At 57.3% G+C, this 20,391-nt stretch carries 17 protein-coding genes and 1 rRNA gene; 8 read left to right on the plus strand and 10 right to left on the minus strand.

The window, feature by feature from the left end; translation table 11 throughout:
- The 3 genes from DHN12_RS12080 to DHN12_RS12090 form a co-directional block, all read right to left on the minus strand.
- Positions 1-134 (minus strand): 16S ribosomal RNA (locus tag DHN12_RS12080); the annotation flags it as partial.
- A 677-nt stretch (positions 135-811) separates the two neighbouring features.
- Complete coding sequence (katG, locus tag DHN12_RS12085; RefSeq protein WP_108860442.1) at positions 812-3,013, minus strand: catalase/peroxidase HPI; 2,202 nt, start codon at positions 3,011-3,013, stop codon at positions 812-814.
- Positions 3,014-3,282: 269 nt separating this feature from the next.
- The gene (locus tag DHN12_RS12090) at positions 3,283-4,128 is read right to left on the minus strand and encodes an SDR family oxidoreductase (RefSeq protein WP_108860443.1); all 846 of its coding nucleotides are present in this window, start codon (positions 4,126-4,128) and stop codon (positions 3,283-3,285) included.
- A 90-nt stretch (positions 4,129-4,218) separates the two neighbouring features.
- Between DHN12_RS12090 and DHN12_RS12095 the strand changes: the two genes are divergently transcribed.
- A complete protein-coding gene (locus DHN12_RS12095; RefSeq protein WP_108860444.1) occupies positions 4,219-4,851 on the plus strand; it encodes a class I SAM-dependent methyltransferase in 633 nt (210 codons plus the stop codon).
- Between the two features lie 6 nt (positions 4,852-4,857).
- Here DHN12_RS12095 and DHN12_RS12100 read toward each other — a convergent pair whose 3' ends face one another.
- The 3 genes from DHN12_RS12100 to DHN12_RS12110 are packed head-to-tail and all read right to left on the minus strand — an operon-like array spanning position 4,858 to position 8,826.
- The gene (locus tag DHN12_RS12100; RefSeq protein ID WP_108860445.1) at positions 4,858-5,637 is read right to left on the minus strand and encodes a carnitinyl-CoA dehydratase; all 780 of its coding nucleotides are present in this window, start codon (positions 5,635-5,637) and stop codon (positions 4,858-4,860) included.
- A complete protein-coding gene (locus DHN12_RS12105) occupies positions 5,634-7,649 on the minus strand; it encodes an acetate--CoA ligase family protein (protein WP_199913504.1) in 2,016 nt (671 codons plus the stop codon). The genes DHN12_RS12100 and DHN12_RS12105 overlap by 4 nt, the downstream gene beginning before the upstream one ends.
- Positions 7,650-7,665: 16 nt before the next feature.
- Positions 7,666-8,826 (minus strand): acyl-CoA dehydrogenase family protein, encoded by a 1,161-nt coding sequence (locus DHN12_RS12110; RefSeq protein ID WP_108860446.1) that lies wholly within the window; start codon positions 8,824-8,826, stop codon positions 7,666-7,668.
- Between the two features lie 78 nt (positions 8,827-8,904).
- Between DHN12_RS12110 and DHN12_RS12115 the strand changes: the two genes are divergently transcribed.
- Complete coding sequence (locus DHN12_RS12115) at positions 8,905-9,846, plus strand: GlxA family transcriptional regulator (RefSeq protein WP_108860447.1); 942 nt, start codon at positions 8,905-8,907, stop codon at positions 9,844-9,846.
- Here the strand turns inward: DHN12_RS12115 and DHN12_RS12120 are convergent.
- Both DHN12_RS12120 and DHN12_RS12125 read right to left on the minus strand, forming a co-directional pair.
- A complete protein-coding gene (locus DHN12_RS12120) occupies positions 9,843-10,832 on the minus strand; it encodes a sterol desaturase family protein (protein ID WP_108860643.1) in 990 nt (329 codons plus the stop codon). The two genes, DHN12_RS12115 and DHN12_RS12120, sit on opposite strands and share 4 nt — an antisense overlap.
- Before the next feature lie 22 nt (positions 10,833-10,854).
- Positions 10,855-11,610: a class II aldolase and adducin N-terminal domain-containing protein gene (locus DHN12_RS12125; RefSeq protein ID WP_108860448.1), complete on the minus strand. Its 756-nt coding sequence runs from the start codon at positions 11,608-11,610 to the stop codon at positions 10,855-10,857.
- Between the two features lie 118 nt (positions 11,611-11,728).
- On the opposite strand from DHN12_RS12125, the gene DHN12_RS12130 reads away from it, so the two are divergent.
- The 4 genes from DHN12_RS12130 to DHN12_RS12145 all read left to right on the plus strand — a co-directional run bounded on the left by DHN12_RS12130 (position 11,729) and on the right by DHN12_RS12145 (position 16,429).
- Positions 11,729-12,604, plus strand: coding sequence for a LysR family transcriptional regulator (locus DHN12_RS12130; protein ID WP_108860449.1), 876 nt, complete (start codon positions 11,729-11,731; stop codon positions 12,602-12,604).
- Between the two features lie 144 nt (positions 12,605-12,748).
- Positions 12,749-14,551: an adenine deaminase gene (gene ade, locus DHN12_RS12135; protein WP_108860450.1), complete on the plus strand. Its 1,803-nt coding sequence runs from the start codon at positions 12,749-12,751 to the stop codon at positions 14,549-14,551.
- Positions 14,548-16,011, plus strand: a complete 1,464-nt coding sequence (locus tag DHN12_RS12140; protein WP_108860451.1) for an AMP nucleosidase — start codon at positions 14,548-14,550, stop codon at positions 16,009-16,011. Before ade ends, DHN12_RS12140 begins: the two co-directional genes overlap by 4 nt.
- A gap of 130 nt (positions 16,012-16,141) precedes the next feature.
- The gene (locus DHN12_RS12145; RefSeq protein WP_039533371.1) at positions 16,142-16,429 is read left to right on the plus strand and encodes an HU family DNA-binding protein; all 288 of its coding nucleotides are present in this window, start codon (positions 16,142-16,144) and stop codon (positions 16,427-16,429) included.
- 344 nt (positions 16,430-16,773) lie between these two features.
- On the opposite strand, the gene DHN12_RS12150 is transcribed toward DHN12_RS12145, so the two are convergent.
- Together DHN12_RS12150 and DHN12_RS12155 are read right to left on the minus strand one after the other, a co-directional pair.
- Positions 16,774-17,067 carry a glycine zipper domain-containing protein gene (locus DHN12_RS12150; protein WP_108860452.1) on the minus strand — a complete coding sequence of 98 codons (294 nt, stop codon included), beginning with the start codon at positions 17,065-17,067 and terminating at the stop codon, positions 16,774-16,776.
- A 152-nt stretch (positions 17,068-17,219) separates the two neighbouring features.
- Complete coding sequence (locus DHN12_RS12155) at positions 17,220-18,227, minus strand: AraC family transcriptional regulator (protein WP_108860453.1); 1,008 nt, start codon at positions 18,225-18,227, stop codon at positions 17,220-17,222.
- A gap of 397 nt (positions 18,228-18,624) precedes the next feature.
- Between DHN12_RS12155 and DHN12_RS12160 the strand changes: the two genes are divergently transcribed.
- Positions 18,625-19,005, plus strand: coding sequence for a hypothetical protein (locus DHN12_RS12160; protein WP_108860454.1), 381 nt, complete (start codon positions 18,625-18,627; stop codon positions 19,003-19,005).
- Positions 19,002-20,219 carry an HlyD family secretion protein gene (locus DHN12_RS12165; protein ID WP_108860455.1) on the plus strand — a complete coding sequence of 406 codons (1,218 nt, stop codon included), beginning with the start codon at positions 19,002-19,004 and terminating at the stop codon, positions 20,217-20,219. The genes DHN12_RS12160 and DHN12_RS12165 overlap by 4 nt, the downstream gene beginning before the upstream one ends.
- Positions 20,220-20,391 lie beyond the last annotated feature (172 nt).

Genomic DNA, 20,391 nt, shown 5'->3' on the forward strand with positions numbered 1-20,391 from the left:
GGCTATTCCGTACCAAAGGGTATGTTCCCACGCGTTACTAACCCGTCCGCCGCTCACCCGAAGGTGCGCTCGACTTGCATGTGTTAAGCCTGCCGCCAGCGTTCGTTCTGAGCCAGGATCAAACTCTCAAGTTGAAAAGCATTGCTGCTTATCCTTGACGTTCGAACCTCTGCACATCTCATCAGGAGGCTAATCCTGATGAAGTCTTCTGTTTGATGTACACAGATTTCCTAAGAAATCAGTGAACCACTCAAACAGTGAAGCTGACACTGGATCATCGAGCCGAAGCCCTACCAGCGCGATATACAGACATTCAATCCGTCGAAACGAACCAAACCGCCCACATATCTCTTCAGTTATCCATCAATGTCAAAGAACAAAACACCAAGAGCCAAAAATCAGACCGTTGCGCCAATAACATCAGCGCGCCCGCCTAAATCATTCCCTAAGATGCCCACCGTCTCTCCGATGCGTCCGGCTGTCTCTCCAACCCGTCCGGCCGTCTCTCCGACCCGTCAGCGCCGCCTCAGCAGCGCCGGTGAAGGGGTATTTACGGATTAGGTCTGGGACCTGCAACCCCCATTTTGAAAAAACTTCACATTTCTCTGCTGAACCTCACCCATATTAATGAAAACAATAGGTTAGCTTAATAATTTGGATAAGAAACTCGACCGGGCGCTGCGTGATGCGGGGGTTTGTCAGAGCTTCAGGCGGAATCGTACCCAATGGTTGGTATGCCTGCGGGACCCGGCCCTTAGAAAACGCCGCCCGAGTCCCCTCGGGCGGCGCTATCTCTGCGATGATCGTCGGTTTACTTCAGATCAAAACGATCCGCGTTCATCACCTTGTTCCAGGCCGAGACAAAGTCGCAGACAAATTTACCCTCCGCACCCGTCTGACCGTAGACCTCAGCGAGCGCCCGCAGTTGCGAGTTGGAACCGAAGACCAGATCGACGCGTGTACCAGTCCATTTGACCTCACCGCTGGCGCGGTCACGACCCTCATAGACGCCCTTGCCGGCAGGTTTCCATTCGGTGCCCATGTCCAGAATGTTGGTGAAAAAGTCATTGCTGAGTACGCCCACACTATCCGTGAACACCCCATGATTGGCGTCACCGAAGTTGGCGCCCAGAACACGCAGGCCACCGACAAGTGCCGTCATCTCTGGTGCGGACAAGGTCAACAATTGTGCACGGTCGACCAGCAACTCCTCGGGCGAGACCGTGTAGTCGGCCTTTTGGTAATTGCGGAATCCGTCTGCTGCGGGCTCCAGGACTGCGACGCTGTCCACATCGGTCTGCTCTTGCGACGCATCGGTGCGGCCCGGGGTGAACGGAACCTCGACATCCTGACCGCCAGCTTTGGCAGCCTGCTCAATGCCGACGGCACCGGCCAGAACGATCAGGTCGGCCAGCGACACTTTCTTATTGCCCGACTGCGTGCCGTTGAACGCCTCTTGAACGCCTGTCAGCGCATCCAGCGCCTTGGACAGTTTCATTGGCTCGTTGACGTCCCAATCCTTCTGAGGCGCAAGACGGATACGGGCGCCGTTGGCACCGCCCCGCTTGTCCGACCCACGGAAGGTCGAGGCCGAGGCCCATGCGGTCGAGATCAGCTCGGACACCGACAGACCGGATGCAGCGATCTTGGCTTTCAAATCCGATACATCGGCATCATCAACCAGGTCGTGATCCACCGCAGGCACGTTGTCCTGCCAGATCAACTCTTCGGTCGGGGCTTCCGAACCGATATAGTTCAAACGCGGACCCATGTCGCGGTGAGTCAGTTTGAACCAGGCGCGTGCGAAAGCATCTGCGAACTCTTCCGGGTTCTCGTGGAAGCGTTTCGAGATCGGGCCATAGATCGGATCCATGCGCATCGCCATGTCGGCGGTGGTCATCATGGTCTTGACCTTCTTGGTCGGATCACCGGCCGCCGGGGCCATGTCTTCTTCTTTGACGCCGATTGGTTCCCAAATCCATGCGCCCGAGGGGCTTTTAGTCAGATTCCACTCGTATCCGAACAGCAGGTCAAAGTATCCGTTGTCCCATTTGATCGGGTTTGCGGTCCATGCGCCCTCGATGCCCGAGGTCGTGGTATCGTCACCGACGCCCGAACCGAACTTGTTGATCCAGCCAAGACCCATCTCTTCGATTGGTGCGGCTTCGGGTTCGGGGCCGACCAGATCAGGATCGCCCGCGCCGTGCGCCTTACCAAAGGTGTGGCCACCAGCAACCAATGCGACGGTTTCTTCGTCATTCATCGCCATCCGGCCAAAGGTGTCACGGATATCACGGCCCGAGGCCAGCACGTTTGGTTCACCATCCGGGCCCTCGGGGTTCACATAGATCAGGCCCATCTGAACGGCGGCCAGTGGATTTTCCATGTCGCGCTCACCAGTGTACCGGCTGTGCGGGTTGTCGGTGGGGGCAAGCCACTCAGTTTCGGAACCCCAATAGATGTCTTCTTCTGGCGCCCAGATATCTGCGCGACCACCAGCAAAGCCAAATGTTTTGCCGCCCATGGATTCAATGGCGCAATTGCCGGCAAGGATCATCAGGTCGGCCCAGGAAATCTGGTTGCCGTATTTCTGCTTGATCGGCCACAGCAGACGGCGCGCCTTATCAAGGTTGCCGTTATCCGGCCAGCTGTTCAGTGGCGCAAAGCGCTGGTTCCCGGTCGAGGCACCGCCACGGCCATCCGCCGTGCGATATGTACCGGCGCTGTGCCAGGCCATCCGGATGAACAGACCGCCGTAATGACCATAGTCGGCAGGCCACCAATCCTGAGAATCGGTCATCAGCGCGTACAGGTCTTCTTTCAGCGCCTTCATGTCCAGCTTCTTGAATTCTTCAGCGTAGTCGAAATCAGGCCCCAGCGGGTTCGACGCGGGCGCGTTCTGATGTAGGATCGAAAGGTTCAGCTGGTTCGGCCACCAATCCCGGTTCGACCGGGTTCCTGCGCCGTGCATTACAGGGCATCCGCCCGTTTTGGGGTTATCACTTCCGTCCATGTCGATCTCCAATCCTGGCTAAAATCCGGCTCGTTCGCGCGGTGAGAAACGCGGGCGATCAAGAACATATATAGATGACACTTTTACCTCTTTTAGATGCGCGGCTTGGATTGCGCGCATTCTGTCAAAGATATCGGCGACTCTTGTCTTGTCGCCGCCAGACCTAGCAAATTCGAACCATGCAAATAAGTTTTCTTTATGGATGGTTATGATAACCAAAAACTATCACTAAGCACCCAGTGCGCATCGCCGGAAATCAGGCCGATAGCTCAGTCATCGGTCATCAGCGACCTCAATCCGACCCGATAGTTCGGATACATTAGGTTTACACCCAGCTCATCCTTGATCCGATCGTTCCTGACCCGCTTGTTCTCATTGTAAAAGCTGCGCGCCATGGGGGTCATGTCGGCCTCGTCGAACGGTACTTCGGGCGGCAATGGCAATCCCTGCAATTCGGCCGCATAGGCGATGACATCCTGCGGTGGAACGGGTTCATCATCACATACGTTGTAAATCGCCCCCGGATTAGGCGCGGACATGGACGCGGCAAGAACCTGGGCAATGTCGGCGACATGAATTCGGGAAAAGACCTGCTCGGGCTTGATGATACGTCGCATACCCACGCGCTTGAGCTTGGAAAACGGCCCACGACCGGGACCGTAGATGCCCGCAAGGCGAAAGATGTGTGTCGGCAAGCCGGGGATACTCTGCCACTGCTCCTCTGCCTGCACCCGCCATTTGCCGCGCTGCGCCGTTGGCGTCGCAGGGGTGGCCTCGTCGACCCAGTTGCCCTGATGATCGCCATACACGGCCGTGGTCGAAAGATAGCCAACCCATTTGAATTGCGCCGCCCGTTCCGCAATCTCATCCGCCAATGCAGCCAGAACCGGATCTCCGTCCGCGTTTGGCGCAGCCGAGATCAAAAGATGCGTCACCCCATCCAGCTGTGGCACTTGCCCCGGCCAAATCACCGGCTCTGCGCCGGACGCCTTGACCACCTGCGATTGGGCCGGATCACGCGTCGTGCCCAAGATACGCCAACCATGGGGTTGCAACTGACGGGACAAAGCCTGTGCCGAGTACCCGTGACCGAAGGAAAATAGTGTGCCTGTCATACGCTCTTAGATGATCCGCAATTTCGCCAGATGCAAGAACTCTGCCAAGGATACTTGATTCGAATCCCCCAATGCGCCTTTCTTTTGGGTATGAGTGACAAAACACCAGACCTGCATGCCGCCTACGCGCTGGATTCCCCGGAAGACCACAAGCGTCTCTATGCTGAATGGGCCGGGGATTACGACGAAGGCTTTGCCACGCGCGAGGACTATCAGCTGCACATCCATACCGCCCGCGCCTTTGTCGGCGCCGGCGGGCAAGGGCCTGTGCTTGATGTAGGTGCAGGCACTGGCCTGTGCGGCGCGGTTCTGGCCCGGCTGGGTGTGGGACCGATAGATGCCACCGATATCAGCGCCGAGATGCTGGATCAGGCCATGCGCAAGGATATCTACCGCGACGCCATTGAGGCCGATCTGAACGAAGGCATCCCGGTGCCGCGCGATAGTTACTCCGGAATCGTTTCATCCGGTTCGTTCACCCATGGCCACCTCGGGCCAGAAGCTTTGACTGCACTGCTGCGTGCGGCCCGCCCCGGTGCTCAATTCGCGCTGTCGATCAATGCCCAACATTATGAAAAGCTGGGATTTGCCGAAGCCCTGCACCGGTTAGCGCAAGGCCAGATTCGAAACCTGACCCTGCCCGAAGTTCGCATCTATGGCGATCTTGCATCTGGCCCCAACAAGGATGACACAGCGCTGATAGCCCTGTTCGAACGCGCTTAGGCCGACTTACCGCCCCTTCCACACAGGATCACGCTTTTCAGCAAAAGCGCGGGCGCCTTCCAGATTGTCTTCAGAGCCATAGAGGGTATCAACCGTCGGCAATTGCCGCCCGGTGATCCGGTTCATGGCATCCTGAAATTTGGAATCTTCGGCATCGCGTACGATTGCCTTGATCGCGGCATAAACCAAGGGCGGGCCGCTGGCCAAAAGACGCGCCAGTTCCCATGCCCGATCCATCAACTGATCACCTGGAACGATTTCGTTCACCAACCCCCAGTTCTTCGCTTCATGCGGGTCGAACCAGCGTCCGGTCAAAAGCAGTTCCATCGCCACGTGATACGGAATACGTTTTGGCAGTTTGACACTTGCGGCATCGGCCACTGTGCCTGAGCGGATTTCCGGCAGCGCAAAACTGGCGTGTTCCGCAGCAAGGATCATGTCGGCGCTCAGGGCCAATTCTAACCCGCCGCCGCAGGCAATCCCGTTGACGGCTGCGATGACCGGCTTGTTCATGTCCCGCAGTTCCTGCAGCCCGCCAAAGCCACCAACGCCATAGTCTCCGTCGACTGCGTCTCCGTCAGCGGCTGCTTTCAAATCCCAGCCGGGGCAAAAGAACTTCTCGCCGCCACCGGTCAGGATTGCGACGCGCAGATCGGGATCATCACGGAAGTCACGAAACACCTCGCCCATGACGCGGCTGGTCGCCAAATCAATCGCGTTCGCTTTGGGACGGTCCAAAGTGACTTCCAGAATTGCGCCATCGCGCTTGGTTTTGACCGGGTTCATATACTTGCCTTTCGGATCAGAGCATCCACCGCTATGGCACGGTCCGGTGTGCAGATCAGTGGGTTTATTTCAACTTCGCTGACATGGGATGCATTGGCAATGACGTAGGCCTGCACCGCATCGACGGCGTCCAGGATGGCCTCAATCTCTGCCGCTGGTTTGCCGCGATATCCCGCCAGCAAAGGGGCGCAGTTCAAATTACCCAGCGCCTCTTTCACCGCGGCGCGAGAGGATGGGATCAAAAGTGAAACCGTGTCGCGCAGGATTTCAGTCAACACACCCCCTGCACCCAGCGTCAGAACGAACCCGTGGGCCGCGTCTCGGGTCACACCGACCAACAATTCTGCCACGCCGCCAACAGCCATTTCCTCAATAAGGACTTCTTCGGTTCCGATATCCACCGAGACTTCAGCCACGGCGTCGGCGTGAACCTCGAGGCGCACGGCCGCATGTTCTGACTTATGCGCCAGCCCGACGCCCTTGATCGCAAAAGGACCAGTCAGCGCGGCAGAGGCTTGTTTCGCGAACTCCGCCGACACAACAACGTTGTGCGGTACACGCACACCGAATTCCACAAGAGCCTGCTTGGCTTCTGCTTCGGTCAGAACATGATCCGCAACCGTATCCGAGGGCAACAGGACCGGTTCGGCCTCCGTTGTTTGCGGTCGCGCGGCTGCCTCAATTGCCGCAAGCGCTTCGTGCAACCCGGCAAACGGGACAACACCGCCATCGAGTAATCGCTGCGCAACGTCTTCGGGTAAAAGCTCCGGTAGAGTCGCTGTTACTGCAAAGGGGCGTCCCGTCTGAGCAACGCAGTTCAACGCAGCCTGCGTAGCGCATTCCCAATCGGTGGCGTCCGTGTGCGGATAGTCGAGAATAGCCATGGTCAGGGCCTGTTCAGGGCTCATCATTGCGGACCATGCCCGTGTCATGACCTGCGTGTCCCGCCAGATATAGGTGTGATAATCCAGCGGGTTTGCCAGTGCTACCATCGGTCCCAAGGCATCGCGCAGGTCAGCTTTTTGTGCATGCGACAACGGCGGGAAGTGCAGGTCGCGCCCCTCGGCCATGTCGGCAGTCAGACTTGCCTCACCACCCGAACAACTGATCGAACCCAAACCGTTGCTATCCAACCGCCTGGTCACGTGCAGCAGCTTGAGGCATTCCAGGAAACTGGGAATGTCATCCAAACGCGCGATCCCAAGGCGATCCAGAAATGCCTGCGCGCCCGCGTCGCCTCCGGCCAATGATGCTGTGTGAGAAATCGTCGCCGCCTGTGCATGGGCGGACCGGCCCACTTTCAGCGCAACAATCGGCACGTTACGATCCCGCGCCTTTTTGGCAAGCGCCTCCCATTTGCGCAGGTCACCGAACCCCTCGATATGGACGCCAATCGCTGTGATCCGGTCGTCTTCCAACAGGGCTGAGGCGATGTCGGCCTGATGGGTCTGCGCCTGGTTCCCACTGGTCAGCATAAAGGCCAGCGGCAAGGCCCGGCGCTGCATCGTCATATTGATCGCTATGTTCGAACTTTGCGTCAGGATTGCCACACCGCGATCTACCGGTCGCATGCCGTGCTGATCGGGCCAAACAGCGGCGCGGTCCAGCCCGTTGACGAAGCCATAACAGTTTGGCCCGAGGATCGGCATCTCGCCTGCGGCCTGCACCAAACGGACCTGCAAATCTGCACCCTGATCGTCCTCGGCATGCGCTTCGGTGAATCCCGAGGCAAAACACACTGCGCCCCCGGCCCCCATGGCCGAAAGGATCGCGACAGTCTCGATCGTTGCATGACGGTTGATGCCAACAAAGGCTATGTCGGGGGCCGCTGGAAGGTCCTCAAGGCGTGCAAAGGCAGTCAGACCCGCGATTTGACCGGCTTTTGGGTGGACCGGCCAGATGTCGCCCTGAAATCCGAATTTCCGGGCCTGTTCGATCACTGAGACGCACCAGGCGCCGCCGCCAATCACAGCGATGGATGTGGGGTGCAAAACGCGTGACAGGGAAGACATCAGGCGGCCCCCACCATCACGCACCGAGTGCCCTCAGGAGATCGCGACTGATAATGTGGCGCTGAATTTCACTGGTCCCGTCCCAGATACGTTCGACCCGCGCGTCGCGCCAGAACCGTTCCAACGGGTAATCGTCCATTAGACCCATACCGCCGTGGATCTGGATGGCGGCATCGGTGACCCGCGCCAACATTTCCGAAGCATAGAGCTTGGCCGAAGCGATTTCGCGATTTGCGGGCAGCCCTTTGTCCAGACGGTCGGCTGCGGCCAGCGTCAACAAGTCCGCCGCGTCAATCTCGGTGATCATATCCGCGATTTGGAATGACACGCCCTGAAACTTGCCGATCTTCTGGCCGAATTGTTCGCGCGTGGCGGAATAGTCCAGCGCATAGTCGAAAGCGCGGCGCGCACGACCTACGGACATGGCAGCGACGGTAATACGCGTTGCATAAAGCCAGGTGTTCATCACCTCGAACCCGCCATCGACCTCGCCCAGAACCTGAGCGTCCGGCAGACGGCAATCGTCGAAATCCAGCACCATGTTCTTGTAGCCGCGATGGCTGACCGATTTGTACCCGTCCCGGATGGTGAAACCGGGCGTTCCGCGATCCACCAGAAACGCCGTAATGCGTTTTTTGGGGCCTTTTGGCGTCTGATCCTCTCCGGTCGCGATGAAAACGATGATGAAATCCGCGTGCTCCGCACCCGAGATGAAGTGCTTGGTGCCATTGACCACCCAGTCACCGCCATCCCGCACCGCGGCGCACTTCATTCCACGAACATCTGACCCGGCACCGGGTTCGGTCATTGCCAGCGCGTCCATCCTTTCGCCTCGCACGGCGGGCATCAGGTATCGTTCGACCTGCTCGCCCTCACACGCCATCAGGATGTTCTGAGGACGCCCGAAGAAGTGATTCAGCGCCATGGACCCGCGGCCCAGCTCACGTTCGACCAGCGCGAACTCCAGATGGTTCAACCCTGCACAACCGACGCTTTCGGGAAAATTACAGGCATAAAAACCCAGTTCAATCGTCTTGCGCTTGATCTCATCCGCGATCTCCTGCGGGACTTCGCCGGTGCGCTCGACCAGCGCCTCATGCGGGTAGATTTCGTTTTCCACAAAGCTGCGAACGGTAGAGACGATCATCTCTTGTTCGTCGGACAATCCATATTGCATCGGGCGTCTCCACATCTGGCGTTGCGGCATATTCTGACGCGGCTTGTCATTTGAAACGTGCAGAAATAGAAGTTTACCATGCAAGAATGGACTAAATCACCCTCTGCACCGCAGCAAATCGGGGTTCTTCTGTTCGACGGATTCTCGAACCATTGCCTGGCCAACACGGTCGAGCCGCTGCGCGCTGCAAACACTCTGGCCGGACGTAATTTGTACGATTGGCAGTTCCTTGCGTTGGAGGGTGGTCCGGTGACATCCTCATCCGGGCTGCAGGTCGCGCCGCATCGCCCACTCCAGATCGCCAGTGGGGACATGCTGATGGTCATGCCATCTTATGGATTCCGCGCGCATGGCGGGTGGCGCACCCTTTCAGGCCTGCGTTCTGCGGATCAGCGGTTCAAAGTGCTGGCGGGCCTCGACACTGGCAGCTGGCTTTTGGCTCAAGCAGGGCTGCTGGACGGGCATCGCGCCACGATACACTGGGAAGAGCTGACCGGATTTACAGAAAGGTTCCCCGATGTCGAAGCCTACCGCGAGCGCTATGTCATCGACCGCAATCGCATCACCTGTTCCGGGGCCATGGCGGCCTTTGATCTGGTGCTTCATCTGATTGCACGGGATCAGGGACAGGCCCTGGCGCTGGAAGTGTCGCAACTGTTCATGACCCGCGATTCAGCGCGCTCACATGCGGGCGGTGCCGGCGCGACCAGCGGTTACGTGAACAAGGCGCTGGCCTTGATGCAGGAACACCTTGAGATCCCCTTGCCAGTGTCCGAAATCGCAAGCCGGGTTGGCCGATCGCAGAAAGCCTTGTCCGTCCGCATGCAGTCCGAGCTGGGCGCGGGTCCCGCGCAGGTTTACCGCCGCCTGCGCCTGAACCTTGCGCGCAAACTGGTGGCAGAAACCGACCTGAGCATCAGTGAGGTTGCCCTGCGCGCGGGCTATGACGACCCCAGCGCCCTGACCCGTGCCTTCAAAGCCGAATTCGGGGTCACGCCGCGCGCGCTTCGGGCCAGCTAGGTATACATCTGTTTCTTGTAGGCCCTTGTCCGGGTCGTCGCCTCGGCCGATCCGTCATGATATGTGCCAAACCACTTGTCGAACGGAATTTCAGAGGTGCCGTAGTTGCATTCAAAATACCGGTGGTGAAGCTGGTGAAAGAAATCACCGGCACGGGCGGCATCCGTATCCCCGGCCTTTAGTTTTTCAAACCCGGAATGAGACAACACAGGGCTGATCTGCTGGAAGGAGGCGTGGAACAGCACATGCAACGGGTGCGACGGAACGATCAGGTGGATGAAATAGGTCGTGAAGTACAGCAAGTTCTCGTACCAGTGGTTCGAGATTCCCGACCAAGGCCCAATGTTCACGTTTCGATGATGCACAGCATGCACGTATTTGTAGAGCTTCGGGTGATGTTCCAGCCGGTGCACCCAGTAAAAGTGCAGACCTGACCACATCGGGATAAACACCATCCACACAACGAACCAGACCGGCGCGCCGGACCACGTGATGGTTGGTACATAGCCGTTGGCCATCGCCCAGTAGATGATCCACTGATAAACGGTCGCGACGGTCATCGCGCTGCCCAGCGTCCACCAGATATTGTCCAGAACCTGATTGCGGAATGTGAACGTACCATTGTTGCGGGTCAGGTCGCGGCGGTCGAACTTTTTGTACATGCCCTGCCCTTTTCGCATGTACAGCCACCAGTGCAGCCCACCTGCGACGAGTATTTGGGGTACCATGTTCAGCAGCCAAATGCGAAACATCCAACCCGGGGCAAAGCTTTGCATACTTTCCAAAGGCGGAAAAAAGAAAGCATAGGCGGTAACCGCCAGCGCAAGGCACAAGGTTAATGCCGTGATCTGCAGCCACGCCCCGCTGTACCATTTCAGCACTTCAGCTGGGCGCGGCGGCCACTTAAACAAAGGGTTTAAACTTACCGGGCCGTCGGGGTGATAGTGCCAACGGGCGGATTCGGGGTTCTGAGTCGTGTCGGTCATGGCGGTTACCCAGTTGAAGTGGTCAGGTGGCGTAGTCCGAGCCTTCGTCATCCAGCAAGGCTTTGATCTCCCGCAGATGTGCTTCGGCCTGATCAGGATAGTCTTCCAACTCTTGCGCGGTCTTCTCGGCAACCTCTTCCGGCAGCACGCGCAATCGTTGTCCCGTCTGCAGCGCGCGGATGTAGGTTTCCGCTGCGCGTTCAAAATAATAGAGTCTATTAAAGGCATCTGCCGGATCACTGCCGATCACAAGGACACCGTGATTGCCCATGATCATGACCTTTTTCTTGGGGTCCGACAGCATCGACGCGCAGCGTTCACCTTCGCTTTCAAAGGCGAGGCCTCCGAACTCTTCATCCACGACGTATCGGTCGTAGAACGTGGCCGTATTCTGATCGATCGGCGGCAAGGTGCTATCCGCCAAAGATGCCAGGACCGTCGCAAAGATCGAATGCACGTGCATCACACAGCGCGCATGCGGACAGTGGCGGTGGATTGATCCGTGCAGACCCCAAGCCGTCGGATCCGGGGCACCGGGTTGGTTCATCACATCGGGATCATTTGCGTCCAGAAACAGCAGATTTGACGCTTTGACCCGTGCAAAGTGCATCTGGTTCGGGTTCATCAAAAATTGCGTACCTTCCGGGTTCACCGCAAGGCTGAAATGATTGGCAACGCCTTCGTGCATGTTCAATCGCTCGACCCAGCGAAAGGTTGCAGCCAGATCAACTCGTTCGGCCCAGTGGTCGATATTGGCGGGCAGGTTTGTAACAGTCATTCCGGGCTCCTTTGCGGATAGCTGAGAACTTTCGGAAATCGTGCCTGTAGCGTCAAAAATTGACCAACGAAAAAAACGCAACTATTCCATTAGCTGAACTAATGGCAAGGTTATACGCATGCAAAAACCACTTCCTCCGCTGGGTTGGCTCCGCACGTTTGAGGCAGCGGCGCGGCACTTGTCCTTTACCGGCGCAGCCCGGGATCTGAACATGACGCAAAGCGCGGTCAGCCAGCAGATCAAGTCCTTGGAAGGGTACCTTGGCCAGCCTTTGTTTTTGCGTCGACCACGTGCGTTGGAACTGACCGAAGCGGGCATCACGTATCTTCCGGTGGTGCGCGAGGCATTTCGGACACTGGTACGTGGAACTCAGGCCGTGACCGGCGCCCAGCAGAACGCGGTTCAGGTTCAAAGCAACATCACCTTTGCCGTGAATTGGTTGGCGCCCAGACTGCCGAAATTTCGGGTACAGCATCCCGAGGTGCAACTGAATATCTTTACTGAGCTTTGGGAGCCGCGCGAAATGGCCGAAGGGGCCGCCGTGGAAATCCGTTATTCACTACGGCCGTCAGATACAGTTAGGACCGAATTGCTGAGAACGGATCATTATTATCCAGTCTGTGCGCCGGGCTATCACGTGACGTTGGACAACCTGCAACAGCACCCGCTTTTTGACTGCTCGAACCTGCTGTCGAATTGGCTGGGGTGGACCGAGGAACAGGGTCTAAATTGGGAAAATCCTGCAATTACTTATTCGACCACCTACTTGGTCAGCCTGTCCGTAGCCATGGCTGGCGGAGGGCTGTGTCTGGCGCATGACACAATTGCCAGTGACCTGATTGCGCAAGGTCGTTTAGTAGCCCCGTTCGCCCATCGCGCACCCATGCCTGAAGCCTATTATCTGCTTCTGTCACCGCGCGCCGAAGAAAGCCCCGGTGCTATAGCGTTTGCCAATTGGGTTCGCCGCGAGCTGGAGCATGATACACAGAAATAACCGAGGCTTGCTCCCGCCCATCATCGATGCCCTGCCGGGCGTCTCTTCTGGTTGGACAGTGCAGCGCTGACGCGCTGCGTGACGGTTTGATGATACCTGTTCACAAGGGGTTGAACCTTCCTGCGCATTCGGGAAAGTTGGGCCATGGAACACACACCCTTCCCTAGTTGGCCCGATGTCGCCCTCCGTTTGATTGCCGTAGCCGCAGGTCGCGAAGCTGCAGATTCGGTCATTCGCGGCGGAATCTGGGTGAATGTGCACAGCCGCGAAAGCCTTCCTAACCATGACATTGCCATCGCTGATGGGCGCATCGCTTACGTCGGACCCGATGCATCACACTGCATCGGCCCAAAGACTCAGGTCATCGAGGCCACCGGGCGCTATATGATCCCTGGCCTGTGTGATGCCCATATGCATATCGAATCGGGCATGCTGACACCGGCTGAATTTGCCCGCGCTGTCATTCCGCATGGAACCACCAGCATGTTCACCGACCCGCATGAGATCGCAAATGTCCTTGGCCTGGACGGCGTACGCATGATGCATGACGAGGCGATGATGCAACCGGTGAACATCTTTACCCAGATGCCGTCCTGCGCCCCATCTGCACCAGGGTTGGAAACCACAGGGTACGAAATTACCGCCGAAGACGTGGCCGAAGCGATGAACTGGCCGGGCATCATCGGCTTAGGCGAGATGATGAATTTTCCGGGTGTGATCAATGGCGACCCAAAGATGCTGGCGGAAATCGCCGCCACGCAACGCGCCGGGAAAGCCGTAGGCGGTCATTACGCTTCGCCTGATTTAGGGCCTAATTTTGCCGCTTATGTTGCCGGGGGTCCGGCGGATGATCACGAAGGTACCTGCGAGGCAGACGCGATCGCGCGTGTTCGGCAAGGCATGCGGTCGATGATGCGGCTGGGCTCGGCCTGGTATGATGTGGAAAGTCAGATCACGGCAGTCACGGAAAAAGGTCTGGACCCGCGCAACTTTATTTTGTGCACCGACGATTGCCACTCAGGCACGCTGGTCAATGACGGCCATATGAATCGCGTGGTTCGGCACGCCATTGCTTGCGGATGTGATCCGCTGATTGCCCTGCAAATGGCAACGATCAACACGGCGACCCATTTCGGGCTGGAACGTGAGATCGGCTCGATCACGCCAGGGCGGCGCGCGGATGTCATACTCAGCTCGGACCTGAAAGAGCTGCCCATCGAGACAGTGATTGCGCGCGGTCAGATCGTAGCCGAAAACGGTAAAATCACCGTTGATTGCCCGCACCTCAACTGGCCTGATACCGCCCGAAACACCGTGCATCTGGGTCACGCGCTCACATCGACAGATTTCGAAATCGAAGCACCCGCTGGGGCAAACCGCGTGCAGGCCAACGTGATCGGCGTGGTGGAAAACCAGGCTCCGACCAAAGCTCTGAAGGCTGAACTGCCGATCATCGAAGGATTGGTCGAGGGCGACGACGATGTCTGCCAGATCGCGCTGGTTGAACGGCACCAGGCGACGGGCGGCGTGACGAACGCTTTCGTTTCCGGATTCGGATATAAGGGCAAAATGGCCATGGCCTCGACCGTGGCACATGACAGTCACCACATGATCGTAGTCGGCACGGACCGCGAACAGATGGCACTGGCCGCAAATCGGCTGGCCGAGGTGGGTGGTGGCATCACCATCTTCCGCGATGGGGAAGAACTGGCGCTGGTCGAATTGCCCATTGCGGGCCTGATGTCTGACAGCCCTGCATCACAGGTTGCTGCCAAGGCCGACGACCTGGTTGCCGCGATGGTGGCCTGCGGCTGCACCCTCAACAACGCATATATGCAGCACTCATTGCTGGCGCTGGTCGTGATCCCGGAACTCCGGATTTCTGACCTGGGTCTGGTGGATGTGCGCACTTTTGAAAAGATTGATCTTCTGGAACCACTTGCATGACAATAATAAAAACACCCGACGCACCTAAACCGGAACAATTCACCGACCCCAAGGCAGCGGTCGCTCGATTGGAAGCGCTCTATGAACAAGCAACCCGCTTTTTGTGCGACAGTTTCTCGGCAGCCATTGAACACGGCGCACCAACTGCGCGGTTCAGAGCCTATTACCCGGAAATTCGTATCAGAACGTCGTCCTATGCGCATGTCGACAGCCGCCTGAGTTTTGGCCACGTCTCGGAACCCGGCATACATGCGACGACCGTTACGCGACCGGATTTGTTTCGGTCTTATTTGACCCAGCAGATCGCGTTGCTGATCAAAAATCACGACCAGCCGGTTACGATTGGGCCGTCCGACACACCAATCCCGGTGCATTTCGCGGTTGCCAACAATCCCGATCTGCACGTTCCGCAACAGGGCGCGGCCGGGTTCACGTTGCGCGATGTCTTTGACGTTCCCGACCTGACTACGACCAACGATGATATCGTCAACGGGGTGTACGACCACGAAGATGAAGCCGGCCCGCTGGCCTTGTTTACTGCCCAACGCGTCGACTATTCGCTGGCCCGGCTTGCGCATTATACCGCGACGGATCCCAGCCATTTCCAGAACCATGTCCTGTTCACGAACTACCAGTTCTACGTCTCTGAGTTCGAGAATTACGCGCGCGCGCAATTGGCCGATCCGGACAGCGGTTACACTAGCTTCGTCTCGACCGGGAATGTCGAGATCAAGGGCTCCGAGGAAGAGTTGCTCCAACCACTGAAGTTGCCGCAAATGCCAACCTATCACCTGAAACGCGAGGACGGATCCGGGATCACGCTGGTCAATATCGGCGTTGGGCCTTCGAACGCTAAAACGGCCACTGACCATATCGCCGTTCTGCGGCCCCACGCCTGGCTGATGGTCGGCCACTGTGCCGGGTTGCGCAACACGCAGGCGCTGGGGGATTTCGTTCTGGCCCACGCCTATCTGCGTGAAGACAAGGTGCTGGACGATGACCTGCCGGTCTGGGTTCCGATCCCGCCACTGGCCGAGGTTCAGGTCGCGCTTGAAAGTGCGGTGGCCGAGGTCACCGAGTTGGAAGGATACGAGCTTAAGCGGATCATGCGCACAGGCACCGTCGCCTCGGTCGACAACCGCAACTGGGAACTGCGCGATCAGTCCGGCCCGGTGCAAAGGCTCAGTCAATCCCGCGCCATTGCACTGGATATGGAAAGCGCAACCATCGCCGCAAATGGCTATCGGTTCCGGGTTCCCTACGGCACGTTGTTGTGTGTTTCTGACAAACCGCTGCACGGCGAATTAAAGCTTCCGGGCATGGCATCTGCCTTTTATACCACCCAAGTCAGTCGCCATCTTGCAATCGGAATTCGGGCGATGGAACATCTGCGCGGCATGCCGTTAGAGCGCCTGCACAGCCGGAAATTGCGTTCATTCGACGAAACAGCCTTTCTCTGACGCAAAAAAGCAACGATTTCCCCATATTTTTAGGGTTTTCAGCGCTACTATTCGTTGTGTTCGACCACAATATCCCGTTACAGTTACGCGGTGAGGCCCTATGTATCGGGCACGTTAAGGAGACCAAGAAATGGCAAAGCCTATGACAAAGACTCAGCTGGTGGCTGCTCTCGCTGAGGAAATGGGAACTGACAAGAAAGCTGCGAACGCAGCGTTGGAGGCCATGACCGGCCTGATCACCCGCGAAGTTTCCGCCGGCGGCGCAGTGACCCTGCCTGGCGTTGGCAAAATCTACTGCCGCGAGCGCCCCGAGCGCATGGTGCGCAACCCCGCCACCGGCGAGCAGTTCAAGAAAGAAGCCGACAAAGTGGTCAAGATGACCATTGCGAAAGCTCTGAAGGACAGCGTGAACGGCTGATCTCAGCTTTCACTGCAAACGATTGAGGGCCGCCGCTTGGGGGCCCTTTTTCTTTTGCTTCCCCCTTGAAACCGGTCTTTTGTGTTTGTCCGCTTTGAGGCTAAAGCGGAATTTGAACCGCGAAGTCAGAGCACGGCTGGTGTTCAAATGCCCTAAACAAAGTTGCCACCCGGCTCGTTTGTGAGCCGGGTGGCAACCTATCAGAAACTGTGCGAGTTCTGTTCGGGGTGGTCAGTCACGTTGCGTCTGGATGCTAACAGCGCAGGGCCGATGGACCTTATGCTGACCGGTCAGTTTTGTTCGGCTGTGTTTCCTCCTTTTTTCGTTGCGTTTGGGATGGCGTTTCAGTCCTCGTTCCAGTCCTTATGGTCATCTTTGAAGTCGTCGCGGCGTTCTTGTGCCTCGTCCTGCGCGTCTTCGAAATTGTCCTTCTGGATCGCACCGCCCACGGCACCAACCGCAGCGCCGGCAGCCGCGCCGCCTATGATGCTTTCGCCAGCAATGCCCGCGACAGTAGCGCCGACAACTGCGCCTTTGATGGCTTTATCGGTGACATAATCAGCATGAGCTGTGGCTGCCATGGTGATCAGAAGTGCGCCGGAGATCGGGGCGATAAAGAATTTCTTCGAGGTTTTCATAGGTTTCATCCTTGTTCTGGGTCAGCAACCACCGCGGCTGCTGTGTGCCATTGAACTAGGTGACCCCATGGCCTGCTTTCTTTTGGGGACAGGACAAGGTTTTGTGGATCTTGGACATCTTACGGCCCCGCGCGCTGCAGAGGTCAGCAGACTTAGCGGCCAGCTTTACGAAACTTGGCTGGCGTTTCACCTGTCCATCGCTTGAATGCCACTGAAAAAGCCGCCTGATCCGCAAACCCAAGCATGAAGGCAACGCGGGCAACACCCTCACCACTACGAAGCATCCGTTTGGACAGGTCGCACAACACCCCCTCTAAAAGTGCTTTAAAGCTTGTTCCTTCGGCTGACAGGTGCCGGGTCATTGTGCGTCGCGTCAATCCAAGCTCTCCGGCTATTTGATCGCCGTTTGGAATTGGGCCGGGAAGACGTTCCCCGAGCATGTCTACAATGCGATCGGACAGACTTCGGACCGCATCAGGTTGAGCCTTTAGCTGCTCTTCCCCATGCCGTCGCAAATGCCCCAACAAAGTAGGGTCTGCAGTCGGGATCCGAAAACTCATACCGTTTGGGGGCAGAGCCAACGCGTATCCGGACTTGAACCCTTCTACGGCGCAACCGGCCAACTCGGCCAGCAGCTTACAATGCTCGACGTCGTCCGTTTCCAACTCGATTGAGATAGGGGCAAATCCGCCCGAGGTGATCTGTTGAACGCGCCTATAGAGACCAAAAACCAGCATTTCGCGATGGCGAGGGTATTGATGTGCCGGGATCACGCTACTTTCCAGCGTGATCTTGGGTTCATCAGGCGCCCCTACAACATCCAGATGCAGGTCAGGGTCTTGCATTGCATAAAAGCGCTGTGTCAATGCCAGCGCGTCTTCGACCGTTTCTGCTGCCCGCACAATGTAAGCCAAAAGCGTTCCGGGACCTTGCGCCGAAAGCCCCACCCGCGCGGCAAAGGTCTTGTCTTCCAATACACGACACACAGTTTCAACGGCGCCCGCTTCATGAAGCAGTTCGACAGTGGCGTCTGGGCTGTTGACGATATCCGAAGGTGCCCCCGCCATTTCCAGAATTTCAGGAAACGGAATGCGCGCATCGGGCTCTTGTGAATAACGTAACCCGACACTTTGCAGCCTGTAAGCACTGATCCGTGGCACTTTTGCTTCCTCCCCTGGCGGGCACACACCGCCCTGTAATTCCCGCAATTGTCCAAAAGCCAACAACAAATGTCCAGAACCCTAAGGATCGCGGGGGCGATGACGGTTAGGTCCCGATCATCAGAAAGGACAAGGCAATGATCTACTTCGCAAGGTACTACCGCGTTTTTAAGGCAATCAACGATTCTGCCAGACAGGAATTGTCCGGAGGCAACATTCACTGCCTGCACGCTTCGTCGCTTGGCGAGAAAACACCGAGCGGGCGTCGCTGGGATCCCCCCTACGCCCCGCCGGAACAACCCTCAGAACCATCACAACAACCGACCGAGAACTGACGTTCTCAAGACACCGAAAATCTTCACGCACCGCGTGACTGCGTAAATCGAGGATCTGAAACATGAAACCACCCGCGTTCCTGATGGCGCCTGTACTCGGCATCATCTCAACTCCTGCCTTCGCCGCTGGCGGCGATCCCAGATGGTGGGTCGCGCCCAATCAGACTGACACCTATGCTTGGGTCGGTCTGATTGTCCTCTTCCTTGCGATCCTACTGGTCGTACACCTCTATGCGCGCTTTGAACGTTATACAGAGCGCAAATCAATCGGCACTCCGCTGCGCACAACCGTTCCGATGATGCTTACCATAGCCCTGGCGTACGAACTGATGCCCGCACTCAGCCACTTCAGCATTCTACTGCCAGCCGCCCTGATCCTGACTGCAATCGCCCGCGACTTCATGTTGTGGTGGCGTCCTTCGAAAGAGGAGTTGGTAAAATGATCGAATTGCTCGTCACTTCTTTTCCGTTTGTCCTGCGCGTGATCTACCTTAAATGGCGCGGGCTGCCTGTAACCCTGTACAATGTTCACCGGGCTCTTTTCATGTGGTTCGTTCTGGCCCTGATCGTGTTCTTTGCTGTGTTCTATTACTACCCCAAATCCTACACGGGTCTTGTGCCCTTCAGAACTGTTCCAGTCGTCGCCGAGAACGGCGGAACAGTGACAGATATCTATGTAAAGGGCGGTGATCGCGTAGAACCGGGCGATCCGCTTTTTGCAGTCGAGAATGCGTCTGAACAAGCCGCCGTGGATTTCGCGACTCGTAAAGTAGAGGAAATTGAAAGCGCGAAACTGGCAGCTGAGCTGCAAGTCCAAACCGCGCAGGCTGTGCTGGATGCTGCGATTACCGCTAGAGAGCAGGCCGAGTTGGTGTTGATGGATCACGAGGCACTGCGAGCGAAGAACTCTGCAGCATTTCAAGTGAGCCAGCTGGAACGAGCTCAGGCAACCTTGAGTACTCGGGAAGCAGAGGTGGAGGCTGCTGAAACCCAACTAGGCGTGGCACAAGTCCAAGCTAATGCTGTTCTGCCTGCCCAACTTGCATCGGCGCGCGCGTCGTTGAAGCAGGCTCAAGTGGAACTGTCAAAGACGTTGACGCTCAGCTCTGTCGACGGTGTCGTTGAACAAGTCACCCTGAATGTCGGATCGCGCGCAGCGCAAGCTGCAATGAGCCCCGCCATGCTGATCGTGCCCGATCGGAAAGATGCCGAGCGAGGACGTATCGTTGCTGGTTTCTCGCAAGTTTCACGCACGGAATTGTACGAGGGAATGGCGGCAGAAGTGGCATGCGAAAGCAACTTCAACATCTCGATGCGCAATACCGTTCTTCCCGCACGAATCGTACGAATTCAAGAGTCGATTTCTTCCGGTCAGCTTGCGCCCAGCGGTCGCCTGATCGAGCCGAGTGAAAAGGCAAAACGGGGTCAGATCGTTGTGCATCTTGACCTGGAGCACCCAGAGCACCGCGATCTTTTGGTACCAGGCAGTGGTTGTATCGTCCAATCTTACACCACCAATTTTGAAGGTGACATGGAAGGCACAATTGTTGCTCACGGGATCCAGGCCATGGGTATCATCAAGGCCGTTGGTCTGCGGGTGAAAGCTTGGTTCGGTCTGACTTCGGGTATCGGCTTGATCGGTGGTGGACACGCCTGATACTCCAAATACCCTCATTTTCAATAACGCGGCTTCCGACAAAAGTTGGGAGCTGCTTCGACTTTTTGCGGACAGAGAGTACGTCAAACAAAATGAGAGCCTTGTAGCGATTTCCGGCTTCACAGCAAAAGGACTGGTCGGTCCGCTCAAGCAGTTTCTCACAAGAATATGA

Source organism: Ruegeria sp. Alg231-54 (genome assembly GCF_900143525.1).
In the GTDB taxonomy this organism is placed as follows: domain Bacteria; phylum Pseudomonadota; class Alphaproteobacteria; order Rhodobacterales; family Rhodobacteraceae; genus Ruegeria.

Bases quoted from the DNA above. Each gene is read 5' to 3' on its own strand.
- katG (WP_108860442.1), bottom strand. From the start codon at position 3,013: ATGGACGGAAGTGATAACCCCAAAACGGGCGGATGCCCTGTAATGCAC.
- DHN12_RS12090 (WP_108860443.1), bottom strand. From the start codon at position 4,128: ATGACAGGCACACTATTTTCCTTCGGTCACGGGTACTCGGCACAGGCT.
- DHN12_RS12095 (WP_108860444.1), top strand. From the start codon at position 4,219: ATGAGTGACAAAACACCAGACCTGCATGCCGCCTACGCGCTGGATTCC.
- DHN12_RS12100 (WP_108860445.1), bottom strand. From the start codon at position 5,637: ATGAACCCGGTCAAAACCAAGCGCGATGGCGCAATTCTGGAAGTCACT.
- DHN12_RS12105 (WP_199913504.1), bottom strand. From the start codon at position 7,649: ATGTCTTCCCTGTCACGCGTTTTGCACCCCACATCCATCGCTGTGATT.
- DHN12_RS12110 (WP_108860446.1), bottom strand. From the start codon at position 8,826: ATGCAATATGGATTGTCCGACGAACAAGAGATGATCGTCTCTACCGTT.
- DHN12_RS12115 (WP_108860447.1), top strand. From the start codon at position 8,905: ATGCAAGAATGGACTAAATCACCCTCTGCACCGCAGCAAATCGGGGTT.
- DHN12_RS12120 (WP_108860643.1), bottom strand. From the start codon at position 10,832: ATGACCGACACGACTCAGAACCCCGAATCCGCCCGTTGGCACTATCAC.
- DHN12_RS12125 (WP_108860448.1), bottom strand. From the start codon at position 11,610: ATGACTGTTACAAACCTGCCCGCCAATATCGACCACTGGGCCGAACGA.
- DHN12_RS12130 (WP_108860449.1), top strand. From the start codon at position 11,729: ATGCAAAAACCACTTCCTCCGCTGGGTTGGCTCCGCACGTTTGAGGCA.
- ade (WP_108860450.1), top strand. From the start codon at position 12,749: ATGGAACACACACCCTTCCCTAGTTGGCCCGATGTCGCCCTCCGTTTG.
- DHN12_RS12140 (WP_108860451.1), top strand. From the start codon at position 14,548: ATGACAATAATAAAAACACCCGACGCACCTAAACCGGAACAATTCACC.
- DHN12_RS12145 (WP_039533371.1), top strand. From the start codon at position 16,142: ATGGCAAAGCCTATGACAAAGACTCAGCTGGTGGCTGCTCTCGCTGAG.
- DHN12_RS12150 (WP_108860452.1), bottom strand. From the start codon at position 17,067: ATGAAAACCTCGAAGAAATTCTTTATCGCCCCGATCTCCGGCGCACTT.
- DHN12_RS12160 (WP_108860454.1), top strand. From the start codon at position 18,625: ATGAAACCACCCGCGTTCCTGATGGCGCCTGTACTCGGCATCATCTCA.
- DHN12_RS12165 (WP_108860455.1), top strand. From the start codon at position 19,002: ATGATCGAATTGCTCGTCACTTCTTTTCCGTTTGTCCTGCGCGTGATC.